The 22,162-nt window shown below is 68.1% G+C and carries 20 protein-coding genes; 17 read left to right on the top strand and 3 right to left on the bottom strand.

Going from position 1 to position 22,162, the window contains the following annotated elements:
* Positions 1-28: 28 nt before the first annotated feature.
* From U5N23_RS26175 to U5N23_RS26185, 3 genes are all read right to left on the bottom strand, one after another.
* Complete coding sequence (locus U5N23_RS26175) at positions 29-1,588, bottom strand: alkaline phosphatase D family protein (protein ID WP_322595641.1); 1,560 nt, start codon at positions 1,586-1,588, stop codon at positions 29-31.
* Positions 1,589-1,598: 10 nt separating this feature from the next.
* Complete coding sequence (locus U5N23_RS26180) at positions 1,599-3,128, bottom strand: GGDEF domain-containing protein (RefSeq protein ID WP_322595642.1); 1,530 nt, start codon at positions 3,126-3,128, stop codon at positions 1,599-1,601.
* Positions 3,129-3,234: 106 nt separating this feature from the next.
* Positions 3,235-4,209, bottom strand: a complete 975-nt coding sequence (locus tag U5N23_RS26185) for an NADPH:quinone oxidoreductase family protein (protein WP_322595643.1) — start codon at positions 4,207-4,209, stop codon at positions 3,235-3,237.
* 130 nt (positions 4,210-4,339) lie between these two features.
* On the opposite strand from U5N23_RS26185, the gene surE reads away from it, so the two are divergent.
* The 17 genes from surE (at position 4,340) to hflX (ending at position 22,143) form a co-directional block, all read left to right on the top strand.
* Positions 4,340-5,110, top strand: a complete 771-nt coding sequence (gene surE / locus U5N23_RS26190; RefSeq protein ID WP_322595644.1) for a 5'/3'-nucleotidase SurE — start codon at positions 4,340-4,342, stop codon at positions 5,108-5,110.
* Positions 5,110-5,904, top strand: a complete 795-nt coding sequence (locus U5N23_RS26195; RefSeq protein WP_322595645.1) for a protein-L-isoaspartate(D-aspartate) O-methyltransferase — start codon at positions 5,110-5,112, stop codon at positions 5,902-5,904. Before surE ends, U5N23_RS26195 begins: the two co-directional genes overlap by 1 nt.
* 13 nt (positions 5,905-5,917) lie before the next feature.
* On the top strand, positions 5,918-6,817 hold the full coding sequence (locus U5N23_RS26200) for a peptidoglycan DD-metalloendopeptidase family protein (RefSeq protein WP_322595646.1): 900 nt from the start codon (positions 5,918-5,920) through the stop codon (positions 6,815-6,817).
* Positions 6,814-7,845: an RluA family pseudouridine synthase gene (locus U5N23_RS26205; protein WP_322595647.1), complete on the top strand. Its 1,032-nt coding sequence runs from the start codon at positions 6,814-6,816 to the stop codon at positions 7,843-7,845. Before U5N23_RS26200 ends, U5N23_RS26205 begins: the two co-directional genes overlap by 4 nt.
* 199 nt (positions 7,846-8,044) lie before the next feature.
* Positions 8,045-9,061 carry an SMC-Scp complex subunit ScpB gene (gene scpB / locus U5N23_RS26210; protein WP_322595648.1) on the top strand — a complete coding sequence of 339 codons (1,017 nt, stop codon included), beginning with the start codon at positions 8,045-8,047 and terminating at the stop codon, positions 9,059-9,061.
* Positions 9,058-10,782, top strand: a complete 1,725-nt coding sequence (locus tag U5N23_RS26215) for a pseudouridine synthase (protein ID WP_322595649.1) — start codon at positions 9,058-9,060, stop codon at positions 10,780-10,782. The genes scpB and U5N23_RS26215 overlap by 4 nt, the downstream gene beginning before the upstream one ends.
* Positions 10,783-10,880: 98 nt before the next feature.
* Positions 10,881-11,306, top strand: a complete 426-nt coding sequence (gene ndk / locus U5N23_RS26220) for a nucleoside-diphosphate kinase (protein ID WP_007848912.1) — start codon at positions 10,881-10,883, stop codon at positions 11,304-11,306.
* Positions 11,307-11,420: 114 nt separating this feature from the next.
* Positions 11,421-12,584 carry a 23S rRNA (adenine(2503)-C(2))-methyltransferase RlmN gene (gene rlmN / locus U5N23_RS26225; protein ID WP_322595663.1) on the top strand — a complete coding sequence of 388 codons (1,164 nt, stop codon included), beginning with the start codon at positions 11,421-11,423 and terminating at the stop codon, positions 12,582-12,584.
* A gap of 26 nt (positions 12,585-12,610) precedes the next feature.
* Positions 12,611-13,447 carry a type IV pilus biogenesis/stability protein PilW gene (gene pilW, locus U5N23_RS26230; RefSeq protein WP_322595650.1) on the top strand — a complete coding sequence of 279 codons (837 nt, stop codon included), beginning with the start codon at positions 12,611-12,613 and terminating at the stop codon, positions 13,445-13,447.
* Positions 13,440-14,375 (top strand): helix-turn-helix domain-containing protein, encoded by a 936-nt coding sequence (locus U5N23_RS26235; protein WP_322595651.1) that lies wholly within the window; start codon positions 13,440-13,442, stop codon positions 14,373-14,375. The genes pilW and U5N23_RS26235 overlap by 8 nt, the downstream gene beginning before the upstream one ends.
* Positions 14,376-15,692 carry a flavodoxin-dependent (E)-4-hydroxy-3-methylbut-2-enyl-diphosphate synthase gene (gene ispG, locus U5N23_RS26240; RefSeq protein ID WP_322595652.1) on the top strand — a complete coding sequence of 439 codons (1,317 nt, stop codon included), beginning with the start codon at positions 14,376-14,378 and terminating at the stop codon, positions 15,690-15,692.
* Positions 15,693-15,866: 174 nt separating this feature from the next.
* Positions 15,867-17,132 carry a histidine--tRNA ligase gene (hisS, locus tag U5N23_RS26245; RefSeq protein ID WP_322595664.1) on the top strand — a complete coding sequence of 422 codons (1,266 nt, stop codon included), beginning with the start codon at positions 15,867-15,869 and terminating at the stop codon, positions 17,130-17,132.
* A 15-nt stretch (positions 17,133-17,147) separates the two neighbouring features.
* Entirely contained in the window at positions 17,148-17,834 is a 687-nt protein-coding gene (locus U5N23_RS26250; RefSeq protein WP_322595653.1) for a tetratricopeptide repeat protein, read from the top strand.
* Positions 17,831-19,009, top strand: a complete 1,179-nt coding sequence (bamB, locus tag U5N23_RS26255) for an outer membrane protein assembly factor BamB (RefSeq protein ID WP_322595654.1) — start codon at positions 17,831-17,833, stop codon at positions 19,007-19,009. The genes U5N23_RS26250 and bamB overlap by 4 nt, the downstream gene beginning before the upstream one ends.
* A gap of 13 nt (positions 19,010-19,022) precedes the next feature.
* Positions 19,023-20,366 carry a ribosome biogenesis GTPase Der gene (der, locus tag U5N23_RS26260; protein WP_322595655.1) on the top strand — a complete coding sequence of 448 codons (1,344 nt, stop codon included), beginning with the start codon at positions 19,023-19,025 and terminating at the stop codon, positions 20,364-20,366.
* A gap of 280 nt (positions 20,367-20,646) precedes the next feature.
* Positions 20,647-20,901 carry an RNA chaperone Hfq gene (gene hfq / locus U5N23_RS26265; RefSeq protein ID WP_057205382.1) on the top strand — a complete coding sequence of 85 codons (255 nt, stop codon included), beginning with the start codon at positions 20,647-20,649 and terminating at the stop codon, positions 20,899-20,901.
* 63 nt (positions 20,902-20,964) lie between these two features.
* Entirely contained in the window at positions 20,965-22,143 is a 1,179-nt protein-coding gene (gene hflX / locus U5N23_RS26270; protein ID WP_322595656.1) for a GTPase HflX, read from the top strand.
* Positions 22,144-22,162: the final 19 nt, after the last annotated feature.

Consider the following 22,162-nt stretch of genomic DNA (forward strand, 5'->3'; position numbering starts at 1 on the left):
GGGTATTGCCGCAGGCAGGCCGTCTTGCTCAGGCCGGCACCGGCCCGGCACGCCGGTCTTCCACGGCGAAGCGCGCCAGCGTGCTGGCCCCGCTGTCCTCGCGCAAGGGGTCGTCGAGCACGCGCAGGGTGGTGGTCCAGCGGGTGGGCGTGATGTCGGCCAGGCCATAGCCGCGCTGCTCGCAGCGGGCCAGCAGCACATGCGGGCTGTTGCGCACCACGGCGTCCACCTTCACCTGCGTGGTGCCCGAGCGCGAGCTGATCGAGGTGCCGCAGAATTCGCTGGCGATCACCGGCGCGTCGGGCCGCGCCGCATCGGCCAGCACGCGGCAGACATAGTTCTGGTGGATGTCACCGCCCAGCAGCACGGTGTTGCGCGGTGCATGCTGGGCGATGGACTGCAGCAGGCGGGCGCGCGCCGCAGGGTAGCCGTCCCAGCTGTCGGTGGAAACCACGCCCGAAGGGTAGTGGCGCGGCGAGAACAGGGTCTGCTGCGCAACCACGCTCCAGCGGGTGCGGCCGTCCCGGGCGTCGGCCGCCAGGCCGGCCTCCAGCCATTGCTCCTGGGCCATGCCCAGAAAGCTGCGTGCGGTTTTGGCCAGTTCGGCGCAGTCCCTGGGGCGCACGGCGCCGGCGCCGCTGGCGCCTGCGGTGCGGCAGGCCTGCGGGCTGCGGTACTGGCGCGCATCGAGCATGTGCAACTGCGCCAGGCGCCCCCAGGGCTGGCGCCGGTACAGCTGCAAGGCGGAGTGCCCGGGCTGCACCAGACTGGCGGCACGCAAGGGCATGTTCTCGTAGAAGGCCTGCCAGGCGGCGCCGCGCTGGGCCAGGAAGGCGCTCGGCTCGCCCTTGCCCAGGGCCGCTGCGTAGTCGTTCTGCACCTCGTGGTCGTCCCAGGTCACGAGCCAGGGGCAGGTGGCATGGGCGGCCTGCAGGGCTGGGTCGCTTTTGTGCAGGGCGTAGCGGTCGCGGTAGTCGGCCAGCGTGGTGGCCAGGCGCAGGCCGTGCACGCGGGCCAGGCCCGTGCTGTCGCGCGGGCTCGCGTATTCATAGATGTAGTCGCCGAGAAACAGCACCAGGTCGGGCGCATCGGCACGCACATGGCGCCAGGCCGCGTAGTGGCCGTGCTCCCAGCGCTGGCACGAGGCAAAGGCCAGGCGCAGGCGCTCGGGCAGGGAGTCTGCGGCGGGTGCGGTGCGCGTGCGACCGGTGGCGCTGACGGCGTCGCCATGCATGAAACGGTAGTGGTACCAGCGGCCCGGTGCCAGGCCGGCGAGCTCCACATGCACGCTGTGGCCCAGCGTCGGTAGGGCGGTGGCCTGGCCGCGTTGAACGATGCGCTGAAAGCCCTCGTCGTCGGCCAGTTCCCAGTGCACGGTGAGGGGCGTGCCGGCCTGGCCCGGCTCTGCGGGGACAAGGCGCGTCCAGAGCACCACGCCATCGGCGCTGGGGTCGCCGCTGGCCACCCCCAGCGCAAAGGGGTTGGCCTGCTGGCGCCGGGGCTGGGCCCAGGCCCAGCGGGGCAGGGTGGTCGCGGCCGCGCCCTGTGCGGCCAGCAGCAGGAATGCGCGGCGTTGCTGGGGATTCACCAGTGGGGGCTCATGCCGCCATCACGCGGTTCTTGCCGGAACGCTTGGCCAGGTACATGCTCTGATCCGCACGCTTGATCGCGTCGAAGCTGCTCTCGCTGTCGTGCAGCTGGGCCACGCCCGCGCTGAAGGTGATGAGGATCTTCTCGCTGCCCTGCAGGAAAAAACGCGTGGTCAGCTCGCGCTGCAGGCGCGTCATCGCGGCCACGCCGGCTTCCACCGCCGTGTCGGGCAGCAGCAGCACGAACTCCTCGCCGCCGTAGCGCGCCAGCAGGTCCTGCGGGCGCATCACCTCGCGCGTGACCTTCGCCAGGTGCACCAGGGCGGCGTCGCCCACGCTGTGGCCGAGGCGGTCATTGATGAGCTTGAAGTTGTCGATGTCCAGCAGCGCAAAGCACAGCGGCGCACCCATGCGGCGCGCACGGGCGATCTCGCGCTCCATGGCCTCGTCCAGGCCCTTGCGGTTGAGGGTGCCGGTCAGCGGGTCGTGCCGCGCCTGGGCGCTGGCGCGGTCGAGCTCCTGCTGCAGCTTGGCAACCTCGGCGTGCTTGGCCTCGGTGCGCTCGCGCAGGTCCTGCAGCTCGGTGTGGGTGAGCTTGGTGTCCAGCGCCATGCTGCGCGTGGCGGTCATCACCTCTTCCAGCACGGGCGCGATCTCCTGCAGGCTGGCGGCCTTGCCGATGAGGTCGGCGCAGCGCTCCATGGTGCCCTGGTAGGTGGTGCTGGACGCGGTGATCTGCGCCAGGCGCTCGATGAAGGTGGCCAGGAGCTCCTTCATCTGCTCTTGCGCCTCGATGGTGCGCGCCTTGGCCTCGGTCTGCTTGAAGATCACGTCCTTGAGGCGCAACTGCACATCGTCGAGCCGGCGCAGCGTGAGCGGCGGGGTGGACGCCGTCATCAGTGCCTCGGCCTGGCCCTTGAGCCAGCGGTCGTCGGCGCTGAGCACGGCGATGTTCTCGAACACCATGTGCAGCAGTTGCAGCAGGCCCGCGCGGATGGCGGCCTGGTCCTCGGTGGCGAACGACAGCCGGTAGGTGAAGTTGCCCAGCATCAGCATCAGCGTGGGGATGAGGGGCGCAGGCTCGCGCAGGAAGGTGGTGAGCTGCCCGGCCATGTCGTGCACGCGCGCGTCGTCTTCGCCCAGCGCGGGCAGGGTGTTGTCGATCAGGCGGGCCAGCAGTTCGGCCAGGTCCTGCGGCAGCACGCTGATGGGGGCGGGGCTGGCCACCTCGACGGGCGCGGCTGCGGCAGGGCTCAGGCCCAGGTTGGCATAGCCGACGAACACGCTCTGCAGGCCGCTCCAGTCCTTGTTGGCGACGGCCTTCTCGAACTGGCCGAGCAGGCGTTTCTGCGCCGGGGTCTGGCCCGGGATCAGGCGCAGGATGCTGGCCAGCTGCGCGTCGGGAAATGGCGCAGCACTGCGCACGCCGGCGATCTCGTCGTAGATCGCCAGGTAGTTCTCGGGTGTCGGGGCCAGCCGGCGGGTCGAGAGCTGCTTGAGCGTGTCGCGTGCGATTTCGTAAGGTGGACGGTCGGCCATGGGCGGGCACCAGTAACAGGGGCTGCGATGAACCGCGAGTTTGACACAGCCCTCTGTTTCCCGTGGCAGGCGTTGCGCCCTGCGTCTGTTTTCGGTGCCAGACCTCTCAGTTGACCATCACGAGCTTGCCCATCACGCCGCGCGAGCCCATGTGGGCGTAGGCGGCAGGCAGCTCGGCCATGGGCATGGTGCGGTCGATCACGGGCTTGATCCGACCCTTGGCGTACCACTGGGCCAGCTCGCCCATCATGGCGGCATTGGCCTTGGGCTCGCGCTTGGCGAAGTCGCCCCAGAACACGCCGACGATGGAGGCGCCCTTGAGCAGCGCCAGGTTGAACGGCAGGGCCGGGATGGGGCCGGAGGCAAAGCCCACCACCAGGTAGCGCCCGCGCCAGGCGATGGAGCGGAAGGCCGGCTCGGCGAAATCGCCGCCCACGGGGTCGTAGACCACATCGGGGCCCCTGCCATCGGTCAGCGCCTTGATGGCCTCGCGCAGGTTCTCCTTGCTGTAGTTGATGGTGGCATCGGCGCCGATGGAGGTGCACAGCGCGCATTTTTCGTCGCTGGAGGCGGCGGCGATCACGCGTGCGCCCATGGCCTTGGCGATCTGGATGGCCGAGGTACCCACGCCGCCTGCGGCGCCCAGCACCAGCACGGTTTCGCCGGCCTTGAGCTGCGCGCGGTCCACCAGGGCATGGTAGGAGGTGGCGTAGATCATGATGAAGGCCGCCGCATCCACATGCGAGAAGCCCGGCGGCAGCGGCATGCACAGCGCGGCCGGTGCGATGGTGTGGGTGCCGAAGCCCCCGGTGCCCGACAGGCAGGCCACGTTCTGGCCGACCTGCAGGTGGCTGACCCCTTCGCCCACGGCCTGCACCACGCCCGCGTACTCCGAGCCGGGCACGAAGGGCAGGGGCGGCTTCATCTGGTACTTGTTCTGCACGATCAGCAGATCGGGGAAGTTCAGGCTGGCGGCCTTGATCTCGATCAGCACCTCCCCCGCCTGGGGCGTGGGCGTGGGCAGTTCGGTCCAGGCCAGGGCCTCGACGCCGGTGGGGTTGGTGCAGAGCCAAGCGTGCATGGGAAAAGTCTCCTGTCAGTGATGCGCCGGATGATAGGCGCGGCGTCGTGGCGCGCGATGTCCCCCGAGCGACCGGGGCCCGACCGCGCCGGTCGCGTCCTACAATCCGAGGCAAACCCGACCCCAATCCATGAAGATCCTGATTTCCAACGACGACGGCTTCCAGGCCCCCGGCATCGTGGCGCTGCATGATGCGCTCAAGACATTGGCGGGCGTGGAGGTGGAGGTGGTCGCGCCCGAGCACAACAACAGCGCCAAGTCCAACGCGCTGACCCTGCACTCGCCGCTGACCGTGACCAAGGCGGCCAACGGCTTTCGCTATGTGAACGGCACGCCGGCCGACTGCGTGCACATCGCCCTCACGGGGCTGCTCGGCTACCGGCCCGACCTGGTGGTCTCGGGCATCAACAACGGGGCCAACATGGGCGATGACACCATCTACTCGGGCACCGTGGGCGCGGCCATGGAGGGCTACCTGTTCGGCGTGCCCGCCATCGCCTTCTCGCAGGTGGACAAGGGCTGGGGCGAGATCGAGGCGGCCGCCGCCAAGGCGCGCGAGATCGTGGAGCAGATGCGGGCGCAGAGCCTGGTGACCGAGGTGCCCTGGCTGCTCAACGTGAACATCCCCAACATGCCGCTGGCGGCGCTCAAGCCCATCAGGCTGTGCCGCCTGGGGCGCCGGCATGCGGCCGAGCGCGTGATCGTGCAGGAGAGCCCGCGTGGCGAGGCGATGTACTGGATCGGCAACGCGGGCGCGGCCAAGGACGATGCCGAGGGCACGGATTTCCATGCCACGGCACAGGGGCATGTGGCCATCACCCCCCTCAAGGTGGACCTCACGGACCACGACAACCTGGGCTACTGGGCGCAGACCGCCTCGAAGCTCGCGGCGGGCATGTGATGCAGCGGCGTCCGGGTTTTCCCGCCAGGCTCCCGGGCAGCGCAGCGCCAGCGCCGCGCCCGGCAGGGGCCGGTGCTGCCCCCAAGGGTGCCGGGGCCGGCTTGGGCCAGCGGGCGCCAGCCGCCATGGCCGTGGGCGTGGGGCTCGATTCGGCAGCGGTGCGCAACCGCATGGTGCAAAAGCTCGCGGCTGGCGGCATCACCTCGCCTGCCGTGCTGCAGGCGCTGGCGACGGTGGAGCGCCATCGCTTCATCGACAGTGGCCTGGTCAACCAGGCCTATGAAGACACCAGCCTGCCGATCGGCCTGGGGCAGACGATTTCCAAGCCCAGCGTGGTGGCGCGCATGTGCGAACTGCTGCTCTCGGCCGAGAGTGCCCGGCCGGCCGGCCTCGCCCGGGTGCTGGAGATCGGCACCGGCTGCGGTTACCAGGCGGCCGTGCTGGGCCTGCTGGCGCGCGAGGTGTACACCATCGAGCGCCTGCGCGGCCTGCACGACAAGGCGCGCGACAACCTGCGCCCGTTTCGCCTGGCCAATGTGCACCTGATGCTGGGCGACGGCATGCTGGGCTACGCCAAGGGCGCGCCCTATGCGGCCATCATCGCTGCCGCCGGTGGCGACGCGGTGCCGCAGGAGTGGTGCGACCAGTTGGCGGTGGGTGGGCGCCTGGTGGCGCCCATGGCGGTGGCCGGCGGGCAGCAGATGTTGCTGGTGATTGACAAGACCCCACACGGGTTGAAACAAAGCGTGCTCGAACCGGTTCACTTTGTCCCTCTAAAATCGGGTATTGCCTGAAGGGAAAATGCTTATGTTGGTATCGCGTGGTCTTGTTGCAGGGTTTACCGTGGCGTTGCTGCTGGCTGGCTGTGGAACCCGAATGAACAAGGCCCCTGTGGAGGACCGGGGAACCTATGCCGGTGCCATGACCACGACCGGATCGCAGCCCGGCGTGGTGGCCGCGCCCATCAAACCCCTGCCCGGGGCAGAGAACGCCGGAAAGCCTGGTTACTACACCGTCAAGCCCGGCGACACCCTGATTCGCATTGGCCTGGAAAACGGCCAGGGCTGGAAGGACATCGCGCGCTGGAACAACCTCGAGAACGCCAACCTGATCGAGGTGGGCCAGGTGCTGCGCGTCGTTGCGCCCGGCACGAACCCGCCGCCAGTGATCGCGGCCGATACCGGCGTGGTCACCCGCCCGGTGACCTCCACGACCATCACACCGTCGGCGCCTGCGGGCACCCCGTTGCCGCCCGCGTCGACCGCCAGCGGCGCCCGGCCCACCACGCCCCCACCGGCCGTGGCCGCAGCGCCCGCGCCGGCACCGAGCGCGGGCGAGGACGACCTGAACTTCATCTGGCCCGCAGCGGGCTCGCTGCTGGCCGGTTTTGACGAGGCCCGCAACAAGGGCTACGACATCTCCGGCAAGGCCGGTGACCCGGTGCTGGCGGCTGCGGATGGCCGCGTGGTCTATTCCGGTGCCGGCCTGCGCGGCTATGGCAACCTGGTGATCTTGAAGCACAACAACACCTTCCTCACGGCCTACGCGCACAACCAGACGCTGCTGGTCAAGGAAGACCAGTCCGTGCGCAAGGGGCAGAAGATCGCCGAGATGGGCAGCACCGACGCTGACCGCGTGAAGCTGCACTTCGAAATCCGCCGCAATGGCAAGCCGGTGGACCCCGCGCGCTACCTGTCGGCGCGTTGAGCGCCGTGGTGGCGCCCGCGCAAGCCCCTGAACCCGGCCAGCCTGGCAGCCCCGATGAGGAGTGGGCCGGCGAGGAGGCCGGCGGATCCGACGAGGCCGAGGTGCGCCAGATGCAGGTGGGCACGGCGCAGCATGCCGCCCGCCTGGACCGGGCCCTGGCCGAGCTGGTGCCCGAATTTTCCCGCAGCTACCTGCAGCAATTGCTGGCCCAGGGGCTGGTGCGCCTGAACGGCAGCCCGGCGACCAAGGCATCGCTCAAGGTCAAGGCGGGCGACGGCCTGAGCCTGGAGATGCGCCCCACGCAACAGAGCCAGGCCTTCCGGCCCGAGGCGATGGACATCGAGGTGGTGTACGAGGACGAGCACCTGCTGGTGGTCAACAAGCCTGCCGGGCTGGTGGTGCACCCGGCCCCCGGCAACTGGAGCGGCACCCTGCTCAACGGCCTGCTGGCGCGCGACCCCAAGGCGCTGCTGGTGCCGCGCGCGGGCATCGTGCACCGGCTGGACAAGGACACCAGCGGCCTGATGGTGGTGGCACGCGAGCGCGCCACCATGGACGCGCTGGTGGCCATGATCGCTGCGCGCACGGTGCACCGCCAGTACCTGGCGCTGGCGCACAAGCCCTGGGCCGGCGCCGCCCGCCGCACGGTGGAGCAACCCATCGGCCGCGACCCGCGCAACCGCCTGCGCATGGCCGTGGTGGACCTGGCCAGCCATGCCGGCAAGCCGGCACGCACGGATTTTCGCCTGCTTGAAGGGGTGGACGAGGGCTGCTGGGTGGAGTGCACGCTGCACACCGGCCGCACGCACCAGATCCGCGTGCACATGGCTTGCATCGGCCACCCGTTGGTGGCCGACGTGCTCTACGGCGGCGCCCCGGCGGGGGCCTTGCAGCGCCAGGCGCTGCATGCCTTTCGCCTGGCATTCACCCATCCGGTCACCGGCCAATCGCTCGAGCTGCATGCGCCGCTGCCCCAGGACATGCGCGATGCACTGTCTTTCTGGGGCCTGCGTTACAATGGCGCATAGCGAAACGCAGGTATCTGTGTTTCCAGGCCTGACCGGCCCCTGGGGCGTGATCACCGCGCCCTGAACCCGAAGACGGAACCCCGCCGGGCCCCCGCGTCGCGCCAGCGGCCGCGCAATATGCGCCCCTTGGATGGAATCCCTGCTGCTGGTGTGGCCCTTGTCACGACACGTGCCGCTTTTTTCCCGGAATCGCTGAACCATGAACACGGTGGATGCCAAACGGGTCCTTGAGACTGCCCTGATTTGCGCGCAGCAGCCCGTGCAGCTGCGCGACATGCGGGTGCTGTTCAACGACGCCCTGGGTACGGACACGCTCAAGCTGTTGCTGCTGGATCTGCAGCGCGACTGGGCCCACAGCGGGGTGGAGTTGGTGCAGGTGGCCACGGGGTGGCGCCTGCAAAGCCGCCCCGAAATGCGCGAGTACCTCGACCGGCTGCACCCCGAGAAGCCCCCCAAGTACACGCGCGCCGTGCTGGAGACGCTGGCCATCATTGCCTACCGCCAGCCGGTGACGCGCGGGGACATCGAGGACATCCGCGGGGTGACGGTCAACAGCCTGATCATCAAGCAGCTCGAAGACCGTGGCTGGGTGGAGGTGATCGGCCACCGGGAGACGGTGGGGCGGCCTTCGCTGTTTGCGACCACGCGCCAGTTCCTCGATGACCTGGGCCTGGCCTCGCTGGACCAGTTGCCCATGCTGGAGGATGCCTCGGGCCATGCCAACGTGCTGGAGGCCATGGCGGCTGCGGCGCAGGGTGTGATCGAGGAGCCGGTGGAGGAGGAGGGCGCGGCGGAAGCTGCGCAGCCGTCCGAGGGCGATGCCCCAGAGCCACGGGTCGGCGAGCCGGCCGATGGCGGCGCGACGACCGAGCCTGTACAGCAAGCCCTCGCTGGCCTGGAAGCTGGGGCTGTGCCAGATGGGGATGCCGATGCCAACGATGACAACGACGACGATGACGATGGGCTGGTGGCAGCCGCTGCTGCGTGGGCATTGGAAGCCGCCGAGGTCTTGCTGCCGGACGATGTTTCGGGCGGGGCCGTGGAGGGCGGGGCGGTACGGCTCGATGGCGATAGCCATCTGGTGGCCGGCGACGATGCGGCCAAGGCGAGTGCCGCTTTGAGTGCGGACGATTTGAACAAGACGGAGCGGGGCGATGATGCTTCCCGCGACGATGATGACGATGCCCCACAGGGCGTCCAGGGAAAGCTGACATGAACGACGATTCGACGACCCCCGACCCCGCCACCTCCGGTGCCGAGGCTTCCACGCCGCCTGCCAAGCCACGCCGCGCACCGCGCAAGAAGGTGGTGGCCGACGATGCTGCCACTGCGGTGGCGCCCGCCGAGGCAGCGGTGCAGCCGGCTGCAGAGACCGAGCCTGCGGTGAAGAAGCCGCGCAAGCCGCGCCAGCCCCGCGCAGAGGCCGATGTGGCTGTGGTGGTCGAAGCGCCCCAGGCGCAGGAGCCCGCGCCGCAGCTGGCCGTGCAGGAGGTGCTGCCACTGGTCGACGTGCAGCCCGTGGCCTCCCAGGACGCACCTGCTGCTGGCGACGCAGAGGATGCGGCAGCGCCGGTACCGACAGTGCTGGTCGACCGTGCGCCCGGCGCGCGCATCTATGGCGACGCCCCCGCCGCACCGCGCGGCGATGCGCAGGAGCGCCGGGAAGGCCGCAAGGAAGGCCACGGCAAGGGACAGAACCACCAAGGCCAGGGCCCCAAGGGACCCCGGCCGCAGCACGGCGTGCAGGGCTACCAGTTCGAGGACGTGGTCTCCGGCCAGTTCGATGCGGATGAGGAGTCCGGCGAGGAGGTGCCCCTCAAGCGCGTGCTGCTGCCCCAGGTGGAGACACCCAAGCTGCACAAGGTGCTGGCGCAGGCCGGCCTGGGCTCGCGCCTGGAGATGGAGCAGCTCATCCTGGAAGGCCGCATCTCGGTCAACGGTGAGCCGGCCCACATCGGCCAGCGCATCCAGTTCGGCGACCAGGTCAAGGTCAACGGCAAGCCCATCCGCTACCGCATCGACCCACCGCCGGCACGCGTCATCGCCTACCACAAGCCCGTGGGCGAAGTGGTCTCGCACGACGACCCGCAGAACCGCCCCACGGTGTTCCGCAAGCTGCCGCGCCTGCAGCAGGGCAAGTGGCAGTCCGTGGGCCGGCTGGACCTGAACACCGAAGGCCTGCTGCTGTTCACCAGTTCGGGCGAGCTGGCCAACAAGCTCATGCACCCGCGCTTCGGCCTGGAGCGCGAGTACGCCGTGCGCGTGCTCGGCGCCCTGAGCAACGAGGAAAAAGCCAAGCTGATCGAGGGCGTGCGCCTGGACGACGGCATGGCCGCCTTCGGCTCCATCGAAGACGGCGGCGGCGAAGGTGCCAACTGCTGGTACCGCGTGACCATCTCCGAAGGCCGCAACCGCGAAGTGCGGCGCATGCTGGAGTCGGTGGGCCATGCGGTCAGCCGCCTCATCCGCATCCGCTACGGCGCGATGGTGCTGCCGCGCGGCCTCAAGCGTGGTGCGTTCCTGGAACTCGACGAGGGCGACATCCGCGCCCTGGTGAAGGCCGCCGGTGCCGGGCGCGATCCGGTGGAAGACCGGGGCGGTGCCGCGCCGGGCGAAGGCGCACCTGCGGGCAACGGCAACAAGCGCGGCAACATCCGCCGCGGCGGACCGCGCGGCGATCGCAGCCGCCGTGACCAGCCTCCGGGTGCCGGCGCCAACGGCCCGCGTGGGCAGAAGCCCCGCCGCGAGGGCGGTGGCCGGGGTGGCAATGGCGGCAATGGCAACAACAATGCCGACCGTGCACGCGGCGGCTCGGCCCAGCCCGATCCGATGAAGACCTCGGTCGGCTACATCGGCACCGACAGCCTGTCGCGCCACCGCCAGGCGCAGCGCGCGCCCGGTGGCGGTGGTGGCCCGCGCCGTGGTCGAGGCCGTTGATTCACAGGGGTTACCCAGCGCACGGTTAGAATCGAGGGTTTTGTCCGCTGGGCAAAAGAATTCGCATCGTTTATATCAATCCAATCAGGAAACTCACCATGGCAATCGAACGCACTCTCTCCATCATCAAGCCTGACGCAGTCGCCAAGAACGTGATCGGCCAGATCTACGCCCGTTTCGAAGCCGCCGGCCTGAAGGTCGTGGCTGCCCGCATGGTGCACCTGTCGCGCCTGGAAGCCGAGCAGTTCTACGGCGTGCACAAGGCACGTCCCTTCTTCAAGGACCTGGTCGATTTCATGATCTCCGGCCCCGTGATGATCCAGGCGCTGGAAGGCGAAAACGCCATCCTGAAGAACCGTGAACTGATGGGCGCCACCGATCCCAAGAAGGCAGAAGCCGGCACCATTCGCGCCGACTTCGCCGACAGCATCGACGCCAACGCCGTGCACGGCTCGGACGCTGCCGAAACGGCTGCCGTGGAAATCGCCTTCTTCTTCCCTGGCCTGAACATCTACACCCGCTGAGATGGTGGTCCCCATGCATGAGCCCACCCCGGTGGGGTGGCCGTACCATGGGGGCAACTGCGAGCGGTTACCCGAAGGGACGCCGCTATGACGACAACGATAGACACGAGCGCCATGCTCGCCCCACCTGCCACCAAGGCAGCGGCGACCCTGGCCACGACCACCAACCTGCTCGAGTTCGACCTCGACGGGCTGGCCGCCTTTTGCGAAAAGCTGGGCGAGAAGCGCTTTCGCGCGACCCAGCTGTTCCGCTGGATCCACCAGCGCGGTGCGCGCGATTTCGACGCCATGAGCGACCTGGCCAAGGCGCTGCGCGACAAGCTCAAGGGCTGCGCGCACGTGCAGGCGCTTCCGGTCATCTCCGAGCATGTCTCGGCCGACGGCACCGTCAAGTGGCTGTTCGACGTGGGCGGCGGCAATGCGGTCGAGGCGGTGTTCATCCCCGAGGACGACCGCGGCACGCTGTGCATTTCCTCCCAGGCCGGCTGCGCCGTGGGATGCCGTTTCTGCTCCACCGGCCACCAGGGCTTCAGCCGCAACCTCACCACGGGTGAGATCGTGGCGCAGCTGTGGTTTGCCGAGCATGCGCTGCGCGCGCGCCTGGGCAAGACGGAGCGCATCATCTCCAACGTGGTGATGATGGGCATGGGCGAGCCCCTGCAGAATTACTCGGCCCTGGTGCCGGCCCTGCGCGTGATGCTGGACGACCATGCCTATGGCCTGTCGCGCCGCCGCGTGACGGTGTCCACCTCGGGCGTGGTGCCCATGATCGACCGGCTGGCCCAGGACTGCCCCGTTGCCCTGGCCGTTTCGTTGCATGCACCCAACGATCCGCTGCGCGACAACCTGGTTCCGCTGAACCGAAAATACCCGATCGAAGAGTTGCTGGCCGCGTGCAACCGCTACCTGGAACATGCGCCGCGCGACTTCATCACCTTCGAATACTGCATGCTGGACGGGGTCAACGACCAGCTCGAGCATGCGCAGCAACTGATCGACCTGGTCAAGCCCGCGCGCGGCGAGGGCGTGCGCTGCAAGTTCAACCTGATCCCGTTCAACCCGTTCCCGGCGTCGGGCCTTTTGCGCTCTTCACAGGCACAGGTGCTGGCCTTTGGCAAACTGCTCAGCGACGCGGGCATCGTGACCACGGTGCGCAAGACGCGCGGTGACGATATCGACGCCGCCTGCGGTCAATTGGCCGGCGACGTCAAAGATCGCACAAAAGCCGCGGAGCGCATGGCCAAACAGCGCACAATCGCGCTCAAACCGGTGACCTGACAAATCAAACTTGAAGGAGGCTCTACATGGTGGGATTGGTTGAACGCTGGCAGCGCATGGGCCGCTGTGCGCTCCTGGCCTGTGGGGTGGTGGCTGGCGTGGCAGGGCTTTCGGGCTGTGCGAGCGGCGGCAGTGGCCCATCGGCCGGCGAGCCCGGCGGTGCTGTCTTCACCCCGTCCGACGAGCCCGAGGCGCGCCGCCGCGCGCGCATCCGCCTGGAGCTGGCGACCAATTACTTCGAGAACGGCCAGACCACCGTGGCGCTGGATGAGGTCAAGCAGGCCCTGGTCGCCGACCCCACCTATTCCGACGCCTTCAACCTGCGCGGCCTGATCTACCTGCGTCTCAACGAGTTCGGCCAGGCCGAGGACAGCTTTCGCCGGGCGCTCGGCCTGCGCAGCAACGATCCCAACCTGCTGCACAACCTGGGCTGGCTGCACTGCCAGCAGCGCAAGTACGCCGAGGCCGACCAGAGCTTCGTGACGGCGCTGGCCAACCCGGCCTATACCGCACGCAGCAAGACGTTGATGGCGCGCGGCCTGTGCCAGATGGAAGCCGGCCAGGCGGCCGAGGCCGAGCAGTCGCTGCTCAAGGCCTACGAGCTCGATGCGTCCAACCCGGTGGTGGGCTACCACCTGTCCAGTCTTCTGATGCGCCGCAATGAGCTCACGCGGGCGCAGTTCTACATTCGCCGCCTGAACAACAGCGAGTTCGCGAATGCGGAAACGCTGTGGCTGGGCATCAAGGTCGAGCATGGCCTGGGCGACACGGTCGCCATGCGCCAGCTGGGCGATCAATTGCGCAGGCGTTTCCCGGAAGCGCGTGAGACGGGTGCCTATCAGCGTGGGGCTTTCAATGAGTGATTCGGTGGCAGGGGTGTCGGTGCACGCAGAGGCACCGGGAGTGGCGGGGGGCAGGACAGCGGGGACCCTGCTGCGCGAGGCGCGCATGGAGGCCGGCCTGCACATTGCCGCACTGGCGGTGGCCCTGAAGGTGCCGGTCGCCAAGTTGGAGGCCCTGGAGGCTGACAATTTCGCGGTGCTGCCCGATACGGTGTTCGTGCGGGCCCTGGCATCGAGCGTGTGCCGCACGCTCAAGATCGACCCGGCGCCCATTTTGGCGCTGCTGCCGCAGAGCAAGAGCCCGCGCCTGGTGGCGGGCAACGCGGGGATCAATGCGCCGGTCAAGGGCAGCAGTTCCAGTGCGGGCAATGGCTCCTTCGCTCCGGCGTCGTCGGGTGGCAAGAAATCCTGGGCCATCACTGTGGTGGTGCTGGCCCTGCTGGTCGGGGCCCTGGCCATCATGTTCGTTCCGGCCGACCGCAATCCGTTCGGCAGCAGTGCGGATGACGAGGTGCCTGCCTCTCCACCCGTAGCCGCCCAGGAGCCGCAGGCGCCCGTGGCAGTGGCCTCCAGCGCGGCAGCGGCGGCCCCTGCGCCGGCGGCGGCTGCTGCGTCGGCGCCGGCTCCTTCGGTTGCGGTGGCAGCCAGTGCGGCCGCCCCGGCGGTGGTCGCTGCGGCGTCGACTTCCGAAGCGGCAGCGGCCGCCTCGGCCTCCAGTGTGCTGACGCTGAGCGCGCGCGGCGCCTCGTGGGTGCAGGTGCGCGACGCCAATGGAACCATTGCCCTGCAAAAGAATCTGGCGGTGGGTGAGTCGGTAGCCGTCTCGGGCACGCTCCCCCTGGCCGTGGTGATCGGCCGGGCCGATGTGACCGATGTGTTTGTGCGTGGCAAGCCATTCGCGCTGAGCGCCGTTTCGCGCGAAAATGTGGCGCGTTTTGAGGTGAAATAAGTGGACAAGTCCCTGACCGATCTGGCCCCGGTTGCCATTGCCCAGCCAGCGCCCCGGCGTTCCCGCCAGGCCCGTGTGGTCTGGGGTTCCCGCGTGGTCACGGTGGGGGGCGATGCGCCGGTGCGCGTGCAGTCCATGACCAATACCGACACGGTGGACGCCATCGGCACCGCCATCCAGGTCAAGGAACTGGCCCAGGCCGGTTCCGAATTCGTGCGCATCACCGTCAACACGCCCGAGGCGGCCCAGGCGGTGCCCTACATCCGCGAGCAGCTCGACCGCATGGGCGAAACCGTGCCGCTGGTCGGGGATTTCCACTTCAACGGCCACCGGCTGCTGACCGACTATCCGGACTGCGCGCAGGCGCTGTCCAAGTACCGCATCAACCCCGGCAACGTGGGCAAGGGCGACAAGCGCGACCGCCAGTTCGGCCAGATGATCGAGGCCGCCATCCGCTGGGACAAGGCGGTGCGCATCGGCGTGAACTGGGGCAGTCTGGACCAGGAACTGCTGGCCCAGCTGATGGACGCCAACAGCCGCCGCGCCCAGCCCTGGGAAGCGCGCCAGGTGATGTACGAGGCGCTGATCACCTCGGCCATCGAATCGGCGCGCCGCGCCGAGGAAATGGGCCTGAACGGCGACCAGATCATCCTCTCGTGCAAGGTCAGCGGCGTGCAGGACCTGATTTCCGTGTACCGGGCCCTGGCCCAGCGCTGCGACTATGCGCTGCACCTGGGCCTGACCGAGGCCGGCATGGGCACCAAGGGCACGGTGGCCTCGGCCACGGCACTGTCCATCCTGCTGCAGGAAGGCATTGGCGACACCATCCGCGTCTCCCTGACCCCGCAGCCGGGCGAAGCCCGCACCCAGGAAGTGGTCGTGGCGTCCGAGATCCTGCAGTCGCTGGGCCTGCGCATCTTCGTGCCCAGCGTGACCGCCTGCCCCGGTTGTGGCCGGACCACCAGCACCACCTTCCAGGACCTGGCCAAGCAGATCGACGACTACCTGCGCGCGCAGATGCCTGTGTGGCGCGTCAAGTACCCGGGCGTGGAAAAGCTCAAGGTGGCGGTCATGGGCTGCATCGTCAATGGCCCGGGCGAGAGCAAGCATGCCGACATCGGCATCAGCCTGCCCGGTACTGGCGAAGCGCCCGCCGCGCCGGTGTTCATCGATGGTGAGAAGGCCCTGACCCTGCGCGGCGAGAACATCGCCAACGAGTTCCACCAGGTGGTCGAAAACTACATCGAAAAACGCTTTGGCGGCACCCATCCGGTGGCCGCCCCGGCGGTGGGTGCGCCTGACGGCGCACTGGCCTGACCCGGCGGCGGCCGACGCCCCTGCGACAATCGCACCCTGCGGGCCCGAACGGCCCAGCGAGGCGGCTGCCTGAAGCCGCCTCCCGTATCCCTATTCAAATGGAAGCCCATTGCCGTGAGTAAAGACGTATCTGCCGCTGCTGCCAAGCCCGAGAAGCTGGTGGCGGTCAAGGGCATGAATGACATCCTGCCGCCCGATTCCGCCCGCTGGGAGTGGCTGGAGGAGAAAGTGCGCCATTTGATGGCGCGCTATGCCTACCGCAACATGCGCACGCCCATCGTCGAGCCCACGCCGCTGTTCGTGCGTGGCCTGGGCGAGGTGACCGACATCGTCGAGAAGGAGATGTACTCCTTCGAGGACCGCCTCAATGGCGAGCGCCTGACCCTGCGCCCCGAGGCCACGGCCGGCGTGGTGCGCGCGGTGGTCGAGCATTCCATGCTGTACGAGGGAGGCAAGCGCCTGTACTACATGGGGCCCATGTTCCGCCATGAGCGCCCCCAGCGCGGCCGCTACCGCCAGTTCCACCAGATCGGTGCCGAGGCCCTGGGCTTTGGCGGTCCCGAGGTGGATGCCGAGCTGATCCTGCTGGCCAACGCGCTGTGGAAGGACATTGGCCTTTCCAACGTGCGCCTGGAACTCAACAGCCTGGGCCAGCCCGAGGAGCGCAAGGCGCACCGCGCAGCGCTGATCGCCTACTTCGAGCAGAACGCCGACCAGCTCGACGAAGAGGCGCGCCGCCGCCTGCACGCCAACCCGCTGCGCATCCTGGATACCAAGAACCCGGCCATGCAGGCGCTGGTGAATGCCGCGCCCCGGCTCATCGACTTCCTGGGCACCGAGTCGCTGGCGCACTTCGACGCTGTCAAGGCCATCCTGGACGCCAATGGCGTGGCGTGGACGGTCAACCCGCGCCTGGTGCGCGGCATGGACTATTACAACCTCACGGTGTTCGAGTTCATCACCGAGCAACTGGGCTCGCAGGGCACCATCTGCGGCGGCGGGCGCTACGACTACCTGATCGAGCAGATCGGCGGCAAGCCTGCCCCGGCCGTGGGCTGGGCCCTGGGCGTGGAGCGTGTGCTGGAGCTGGTCAAGGAGCAGGGTGCCGAGGTGCCGGCCCTGGTGCCCGATGTCTATGCCATCATTCCCAACCGCGCTGCGTTGCCTGTGGCCACCCGGGTGTTGGAGCAACTCCGCGCTAGTGGTGTGCAGGTGCAGATGCACGGTGCTGCCACTGCAGGGGATGGCATGGGCAAGATGAAAGCGCAATTCAACAAGGCCGACGCCAGTGGCGCGCAGTATGCTTTGGTTTTTGGCGAGGATGAACTTGCCCGAGGCGTGGTGGGCGTCAAGTCCCTGCGCGATGGCGCCGGCGCCCAGGTGGAGCAAGCCATCGCCAATGTGGCCGATTGGGCCGCCACCCTACAATCCAACCGTTAATTCTTACCTATCTCCATGGCAAATCACTTAGACCTCGAAGAGCAGGAACAACTGGACCAGCTCAAGCATTTCTGGAACCAGTGGGGTACCCTCATCAGCTGCGTGCTGATCGTGGTGTGCGGTTCGCTGGCCGCATGGAACGGTTACCAGTACTGGCAGGGCCGCCAGGCCACCAAGGCGGCGGCGCTGTTCGATGCGGTCGAAGTCGCCAACCGCGCCAAGGACCAGACGCGCGTGGAGCAGGCTTTTGGCGACCTCAAGGCCAGCTATGCCGGCACACCCCAGGCGGCCCAGGCCGGCTTCCTGCTGGCCCGCAGCCTGGTGGAAGCTGCCAAGCCCGATGAGGCTCGCGAGGTGCTGGCCTGGGTGGCCGCGAACGCGGGCGACGATGGCTTCAAGGCCCTGGCCAAGCTGCGCCTGGCCGCCGTGCTGACCGAGCAGAAGAAGTACGACGAAGCGCTGGCCCAGCTGTCGGGCTCGCTGCCTGCGGCGTTCGATGGCGTCGCCGCCGACCACCGGGGCGACATCCTGATGCTGCAGGACAAGCGCACCGAAGCCCTGGCCCAGTACACCAAGGCCTACAAGGCCATGAGCGAAGACGTGGAATACCGCCGCCTGGTGGAAGTCAAGCTCAACGCGCTTGGATCCAACCCCGCCGCCGAGACCGTGGCCGCCGCCAAGACGGCAGAGGCTGCCAAATGAGCGCGCGCCTCGCTTCCCGGACGGCGCAGGCCCGCACGGCCCGTGGCCTGGTGCTGCTGGCCCTGGCGGCGGCGCTGGCCGGCTGCTCGATGATGCCCAGCGGCTCCTTCTGGGGCGGCGCGTCCAAGCCCGTGCCGGCCGACCTCGGTGCCAACGTGCCCGTGCTGGGTGTGCGCCAGGCCTGGACCAGCAAGGTCGGTGCGGTGGCGGCCCTGTCGCTGGACGTGCGCGTCAACGGCACCACGGTGACCCTGGCCTCGGCCGATGGCACGGTGGCGGCCATCGATGCCCGCACGGGTGGCGATGTCTGGCGCCTGGCCCTGGCCGAGCCGCTGTCTGCCGGCGTCGGCAGCGATGGCAAGCTGGCCGCAGTGGTGGCGCGCAGCAATGCGCTGATCGCCATCGATTCCGGCCGCGAACGCTGGCGCCAGCCCATGGCCTCGCAGGTCTTCACCGCCCCGCTGGTGGCCGGTGGCCGCGTGTTCGTGCTGGCCGCCGACCGCACCGTGACCGCTTTCGATGCCGCCACGGGCAAGCGCCTGTGGACGCAGCAGCGTCCCGGCGAGCCCCTGGTGCTGCGCCAGGACGGCGTGCTGCTGGCGGTGGGCGACACCCTGGTGGTCGGCCTGTCCGGCCGCCTGGTGGGCCTGAATCCCGACAATGGCAGCGCGCGCTGGGAGGCCCCGCTGGCCAGCTCGCGCGGCACCAACGACGTCGAGCGCCTGGTGGAGCTGGTGGGGCGCAGCAGCCGCGTCGGCGAATCCGTGTGCGCCCGGGCCTTCCAGTCCGCCGTGGGCTGCGTGAATACGGTGCGCGGCAACGTCGCCTGGACCCAGCGTGCCGCCGGTGCCGAAGGCATCGACGGCGACAAGGATGCGATCTTCGGCACCGAGAGCAATGGCGCGCTCGTGGCCTGGAACCGCAACAACGGCACGCGCCTGTGGGGTTCCGACCGCCTCAAGCACCGCAAGCTGACCTCGCCGCTGCTGCTGGGCCGCTCGGTGGTGGTGGGTGACGACACGGGCCTGGTGCATCTGCTGTCGCGCACCGATGGTGCGCCCCTGAACCGCATGACCACCGATGGCTCCGGCATTGCCGCGGCACCGGTGGCTGCGGCCGACACCCTGGTGGTGGTCACCCGCAACGGCGGTGTATTTGGCTTCAGGCCAGAATGATGGATCGTATTCAATGAAGCCAGTTATCGCCCTCGTGGGGCGGCCGAATGTCGGTAAATCCACGCTGTTCAACCGCTTGACGAAGACCCGCGACGCGATCGTGGCGGACTTCGCCGGGCTCACGCGTGACCGCCACTACGGCAATGGCAAGCAGGGCAAGCACGAATACATCGTCATCGATACCGGGGGCTTCGAGCCCGATGCCTCCACCGGCATCTACCGCGAGATGGCCAAGCAGACGCAGCAGGCCGTGGCCGAGGCCGACGTGGTCGTCTTCGTCGTGGACGCGCGCGCCGGTGTCTCGGCGCAGGACCATGACATCGCCAACTACCTGCGCCGGCTGTCCAAGCCCTGCGTGCTGGTGGCCAACAAGGCCGAAGGCATGGTCGAGGGCGTGCAACTGGCCGAGTTCTATGAACTGGGTCTGGGCGAGGTGTTCCCCGTGTCGGCCGCGCATGGCCAGGGCATTCGGAGCCTGGTGGAGATCGCGCTCGAACCGCTGAACCTGCCCGACCCCGACGAGGCCGATGCCTCGGACGACAAGAGCGTCATCAAGCTCGCGGTGGCGGGCCGCCCCAATGTGGGCAAGTCCACGCTGATCAACACCTGGCTGGGCGAGGAACGCCTGGTCGCCTTCGACATGCCGGGCACCACGCGCGATGCGATCACCGTGCCTTTCGAACGCAACGGCCAGCGCTTCGAGCTGGTCGACACGGCCGGCCTGCGCCGCAAGGGCAAGGTGTTCGAGGCCATCGAGAAGTTCTCGGTGGTCAAGACGCTGCAGGCCATCGAATCGGCCAATGTGGTGCTGCTGCTGCTCGACGCCACCCAGGGCGTGACCGACCAGGACGCGCACATCGCCGGCTACATCCTGGAAAGCGGTCGCGCTGTGGTGCTGGCCGTGAACAAGTGGGATGCTGTGGACGAATACCAGCGCACGCTGCTGGAGCGCTCCATCGAAAGCCGCCTGTCGTTCCTGAAGTTTGCATCGATGCACTTCATCTCGGCCAAGAAGCGCCAGGGCCTGGGTCCGCTGTGGACCTCCATCGCCCAGGCGCACAAGGCCGCTACCTGCAAGATGTCCACCCCCGTGCTCACCCGGCTGCTGCTGGAGGCGGTGCAGTTCCAGGCGCCCAAGCGCTCGGGCATGTTCCGCCCCAAGCTGCGCTATGCGCACCAGGGCGGCATGAACCCGCCCGTGATCGTGATCCACGGCAACTCGCTGGAGCATGTGACCGACGCCTACAAGCGCTTCCTGGAAGGGCGCTTCCGCAAGGAATTCGACCTCGTGGGCACGCCGCTGCGCATCGAGGTCAAGACGTCCCACAACCCCTTTGTGGACAAGGACGAAGGCTGATTCCGGAGTCCCCCGACCGCGTTCGCGGTGGGGGATGGGTAATGCATGTGCTGCACTGCAGCATGGTTATTGCAGCGACATGATTCTGTGCTTGGCACTGAAGAGTAACCATCTGTTTCCGGTGCTGCATATTCTCCAGAGGCATTTCCCTGGCAAGCACCCCGGTGCGGCGTGAAGAAAGGCCGGATTGGCGAAAGGCCATGCCACCACGCGGCAAAAGTCCGACTTTGCTGTGGTAAGGTGGTGGTTTACAACAACATTTTTGAACACGGAGAATATCGTGAGCAATAAAGGCCAACTTTTGCAAGATCCTTTCCTGAACGCGCTGCGTAGGGAGCATGTGCCGGTTTCCATCTATTTGGTGAACGGTATCAAGCTGCAAGGGCAAATCGAATCGTTCGACCAGTATGTGGTGTTGCTGCGCAATACGGTCACGCAGATGGTCTACAAGCATGCCATCTCCACCATCGTGCCCGGTCGTGCAGTCAATTTCTCGACGGCCGAAACCCCTGATGCAGACGGCGCCGGCACCTGAGTTGCGGCATCCAGTTCAGCATTCAATCCTGGGTCAGATGGTCATGGGCGGAGGCCATCCGCTTTGAGCACTCCCGCATCTTCTGACGCGGGTGGTGGTGCCTTGGTGTTGCTGGTGGGGGTCGACTTCGGCCTTCCCCACTTCGACGGCGAACTCGAAGAATTGGGCCTGCTCGCGCAGACGGCGGGGCTCAATCCTGTGGCGCGCCTGACCTGCAAGCGCAAGGCACCCGATGCCGCCCTGTTCGTGGGCAGCGGCAAGGCCGATGAAATCCGCACCCTGGCCCAGATGCACGGTGCGGTCGAGGTGCTGTTCGACCAGTCGCTCAGCCCCGCGCAGCAGCGCAACCTGGAGCGCCACCTGGAGTTGCCGGTCTCTGACCGCACCTTCCTGATCCTCGAAATATTCGCCCAGCGCGCGCGCAGCCATGAGGGCAAGCTGCAGGTCGAGCTGGCCCGGCTGCAGTACCTGAGCACGCGCCTCGTGCGCCGCTGGTCGCACCTGGAGCGCCAGACCGGTGGCATCGGTGCGCGTGGCGGCCCGGGCGAAAAGCAGATCGAGCTCGACCGCCGCATGATTGGCGAGGCCATCAAGCGCACGCGCGAGCGCCTCACCAAGGTCAAGCGCCAGCGTTCCACGCAGCGGCGCCAGCGCGACCGGCGCGACACCTTCACCATCTCGCTGGTGGGCTACACCAACGCCGGCAAGTCCACGTTGTTCAATGCCCTGGTCAAGGCCCGGGCGTACGCAGCCGACCAGCTGTTCGCCACGCTCGACACCACCACGCGCCAGCTCTATCTGGGCGATGCGGGGCGTTCGGTGTCGCTGTCCGATACGGTGGGCTTCATCCGCGACCTGCCGCACGGCCTGGTCGATGCCTTCCAGGCCACGCTGCAGGAGGCGGTGGATGCCGATCTGCTGCTGCACGTGGTCGATGCCTCCAATCCCCATTTTCCCGAGCAGATGGACCAGGTGCAGCGCGTGCTGCACGAGATCGGTGCCGCCGATATTCCGCAACTGCTGGTGTTCAACAAGCTCGATGCGCTGGGCGCAGAACTGCAGCCCGCGCTGCTGGAAGACCAGTACGAAGTGGAGGGGCAGATGGTGCCCCGGCTGTTCGTGAGCGCACGCTCCGGCCAAGGGCTGGACACTCTGCGCCGTGCGCTGTCCGCACGGGTGCTGGCGGCGCAGGAGGACATGACCCCAGCGGACGCTGCCCCATTGCCAGCCCACGAAGAGTGATTGGGCACAATGCCGTTTT

Origin of the sequence: Acidovorax sp., assembly GCF_034519795.1 — a bacterium.
GTDB lineage: Bacteria > Pseudomonadota > Gammaproteobacteria > Burkholderiales > Burkholderiaceae_C > Acidovorax.

Bases quoted from the DNA above. Each gene is read 5' to 3' on its own strand.
- U5N23_RS26180 (WP_322595642.1), bottom strand. From the start codon at position 3,128: ATGGCCGACCGTCCACCTTACGAAATCGCACGCGACACGCTCAAGCAG.
- U5N23_RS26185 (WP_322595643.1), bottom strand. From the start codon at position 4,209: ATGCACGCTTGGCTCTGCACCAACCCCACCGGCGTCGAGGCCCTGGCC.
- surE (WP_322595644.1), top strand. From the start codon at position 4,340: ATGAAGATCCTGATTTCCAACGACGACGGCTTCCAGGCCCCCGGCATC.
- U5N23_RS26195 (WP_322595645.1), top strand. From the start codon at position 5,110: ATGCAGCGGCGTCCGGGTTTTCCCGCCAGGCTCCCGGGCAGCGCAGCG.
- U5N23_RS26200 (WP_322595646.1), top strand. From the start codon at position 5,918: ATGTTGGTATCGCGTGGTCTTGTTGCAGGGTTTACCGTGGCGTTGCTG.
- scpB (WP_322595648.1), top strand. From the start codon at position 8,045: ATGAACACGGTGGATGCCAAACGGGTCCTTGAGACTGCCCTGATTTGC.
- U5N23_RS26215 (WP_322595649.1), top strand. From the start codon at position 9,058: ATGAACGACGATTCGACGACCCCCGACCCCGCCACCTCCGGTGCCGAG.
- ndk (WP_007848912.1), top strand. From the start codon at position 10,881: ATGGCAATCGAACGCACTCTCTCCATCATCAAGCCTGACGCAGTCGCC.
- rlmN (WP_322595663.1), top strand. From the start codon at position 11,421: ATGCTCGCCCCACCTGCCACCAAGGCAGCGGCGACCCTGGCCACGACC.
- pilW (WP_322595650.1), top strand. From the start codon at position 12,611: ATGGTGGGATTGGTTGAACGCTGGCAGCGCATGGGCCGCTGTGCGCTC.
- U5N23_RS26235 (WP_322595651.1), top strand. From the start codon at position 13,440: ATGAGTGATTCGGTGGCAGGGGTGTCGGTGCACGCAGAGGCACCGGGA.
- hisS (WP_322595664.1), top strand. From the start codon at position 15,867: ATGAATGACATCCTGCCGCCCGATTCCGCCCGCTGGGAGTGGCTGGAG.
- U5N23_RS26250 (WP_322595653.1), top strand. From the start codon at position 17,148: ATGGCAAATCACTTAGACCTCGAAGAGCAGGAACAACTGGACCAGCTC.
- bamB (WP_322595654.1), top strand. From the start codon at position 17,831: ATGAGCGCGCGCCTCGCTTCCCGGACGGCGCAGGCCCGCACGGCCCGT.
- der (WP_322595655.1), top strand. From the start codon at position 19,023: ATGAAGCCAGTTATCGCCCTCGTGGGGCGGCCGAATGTCGGTAAATCC.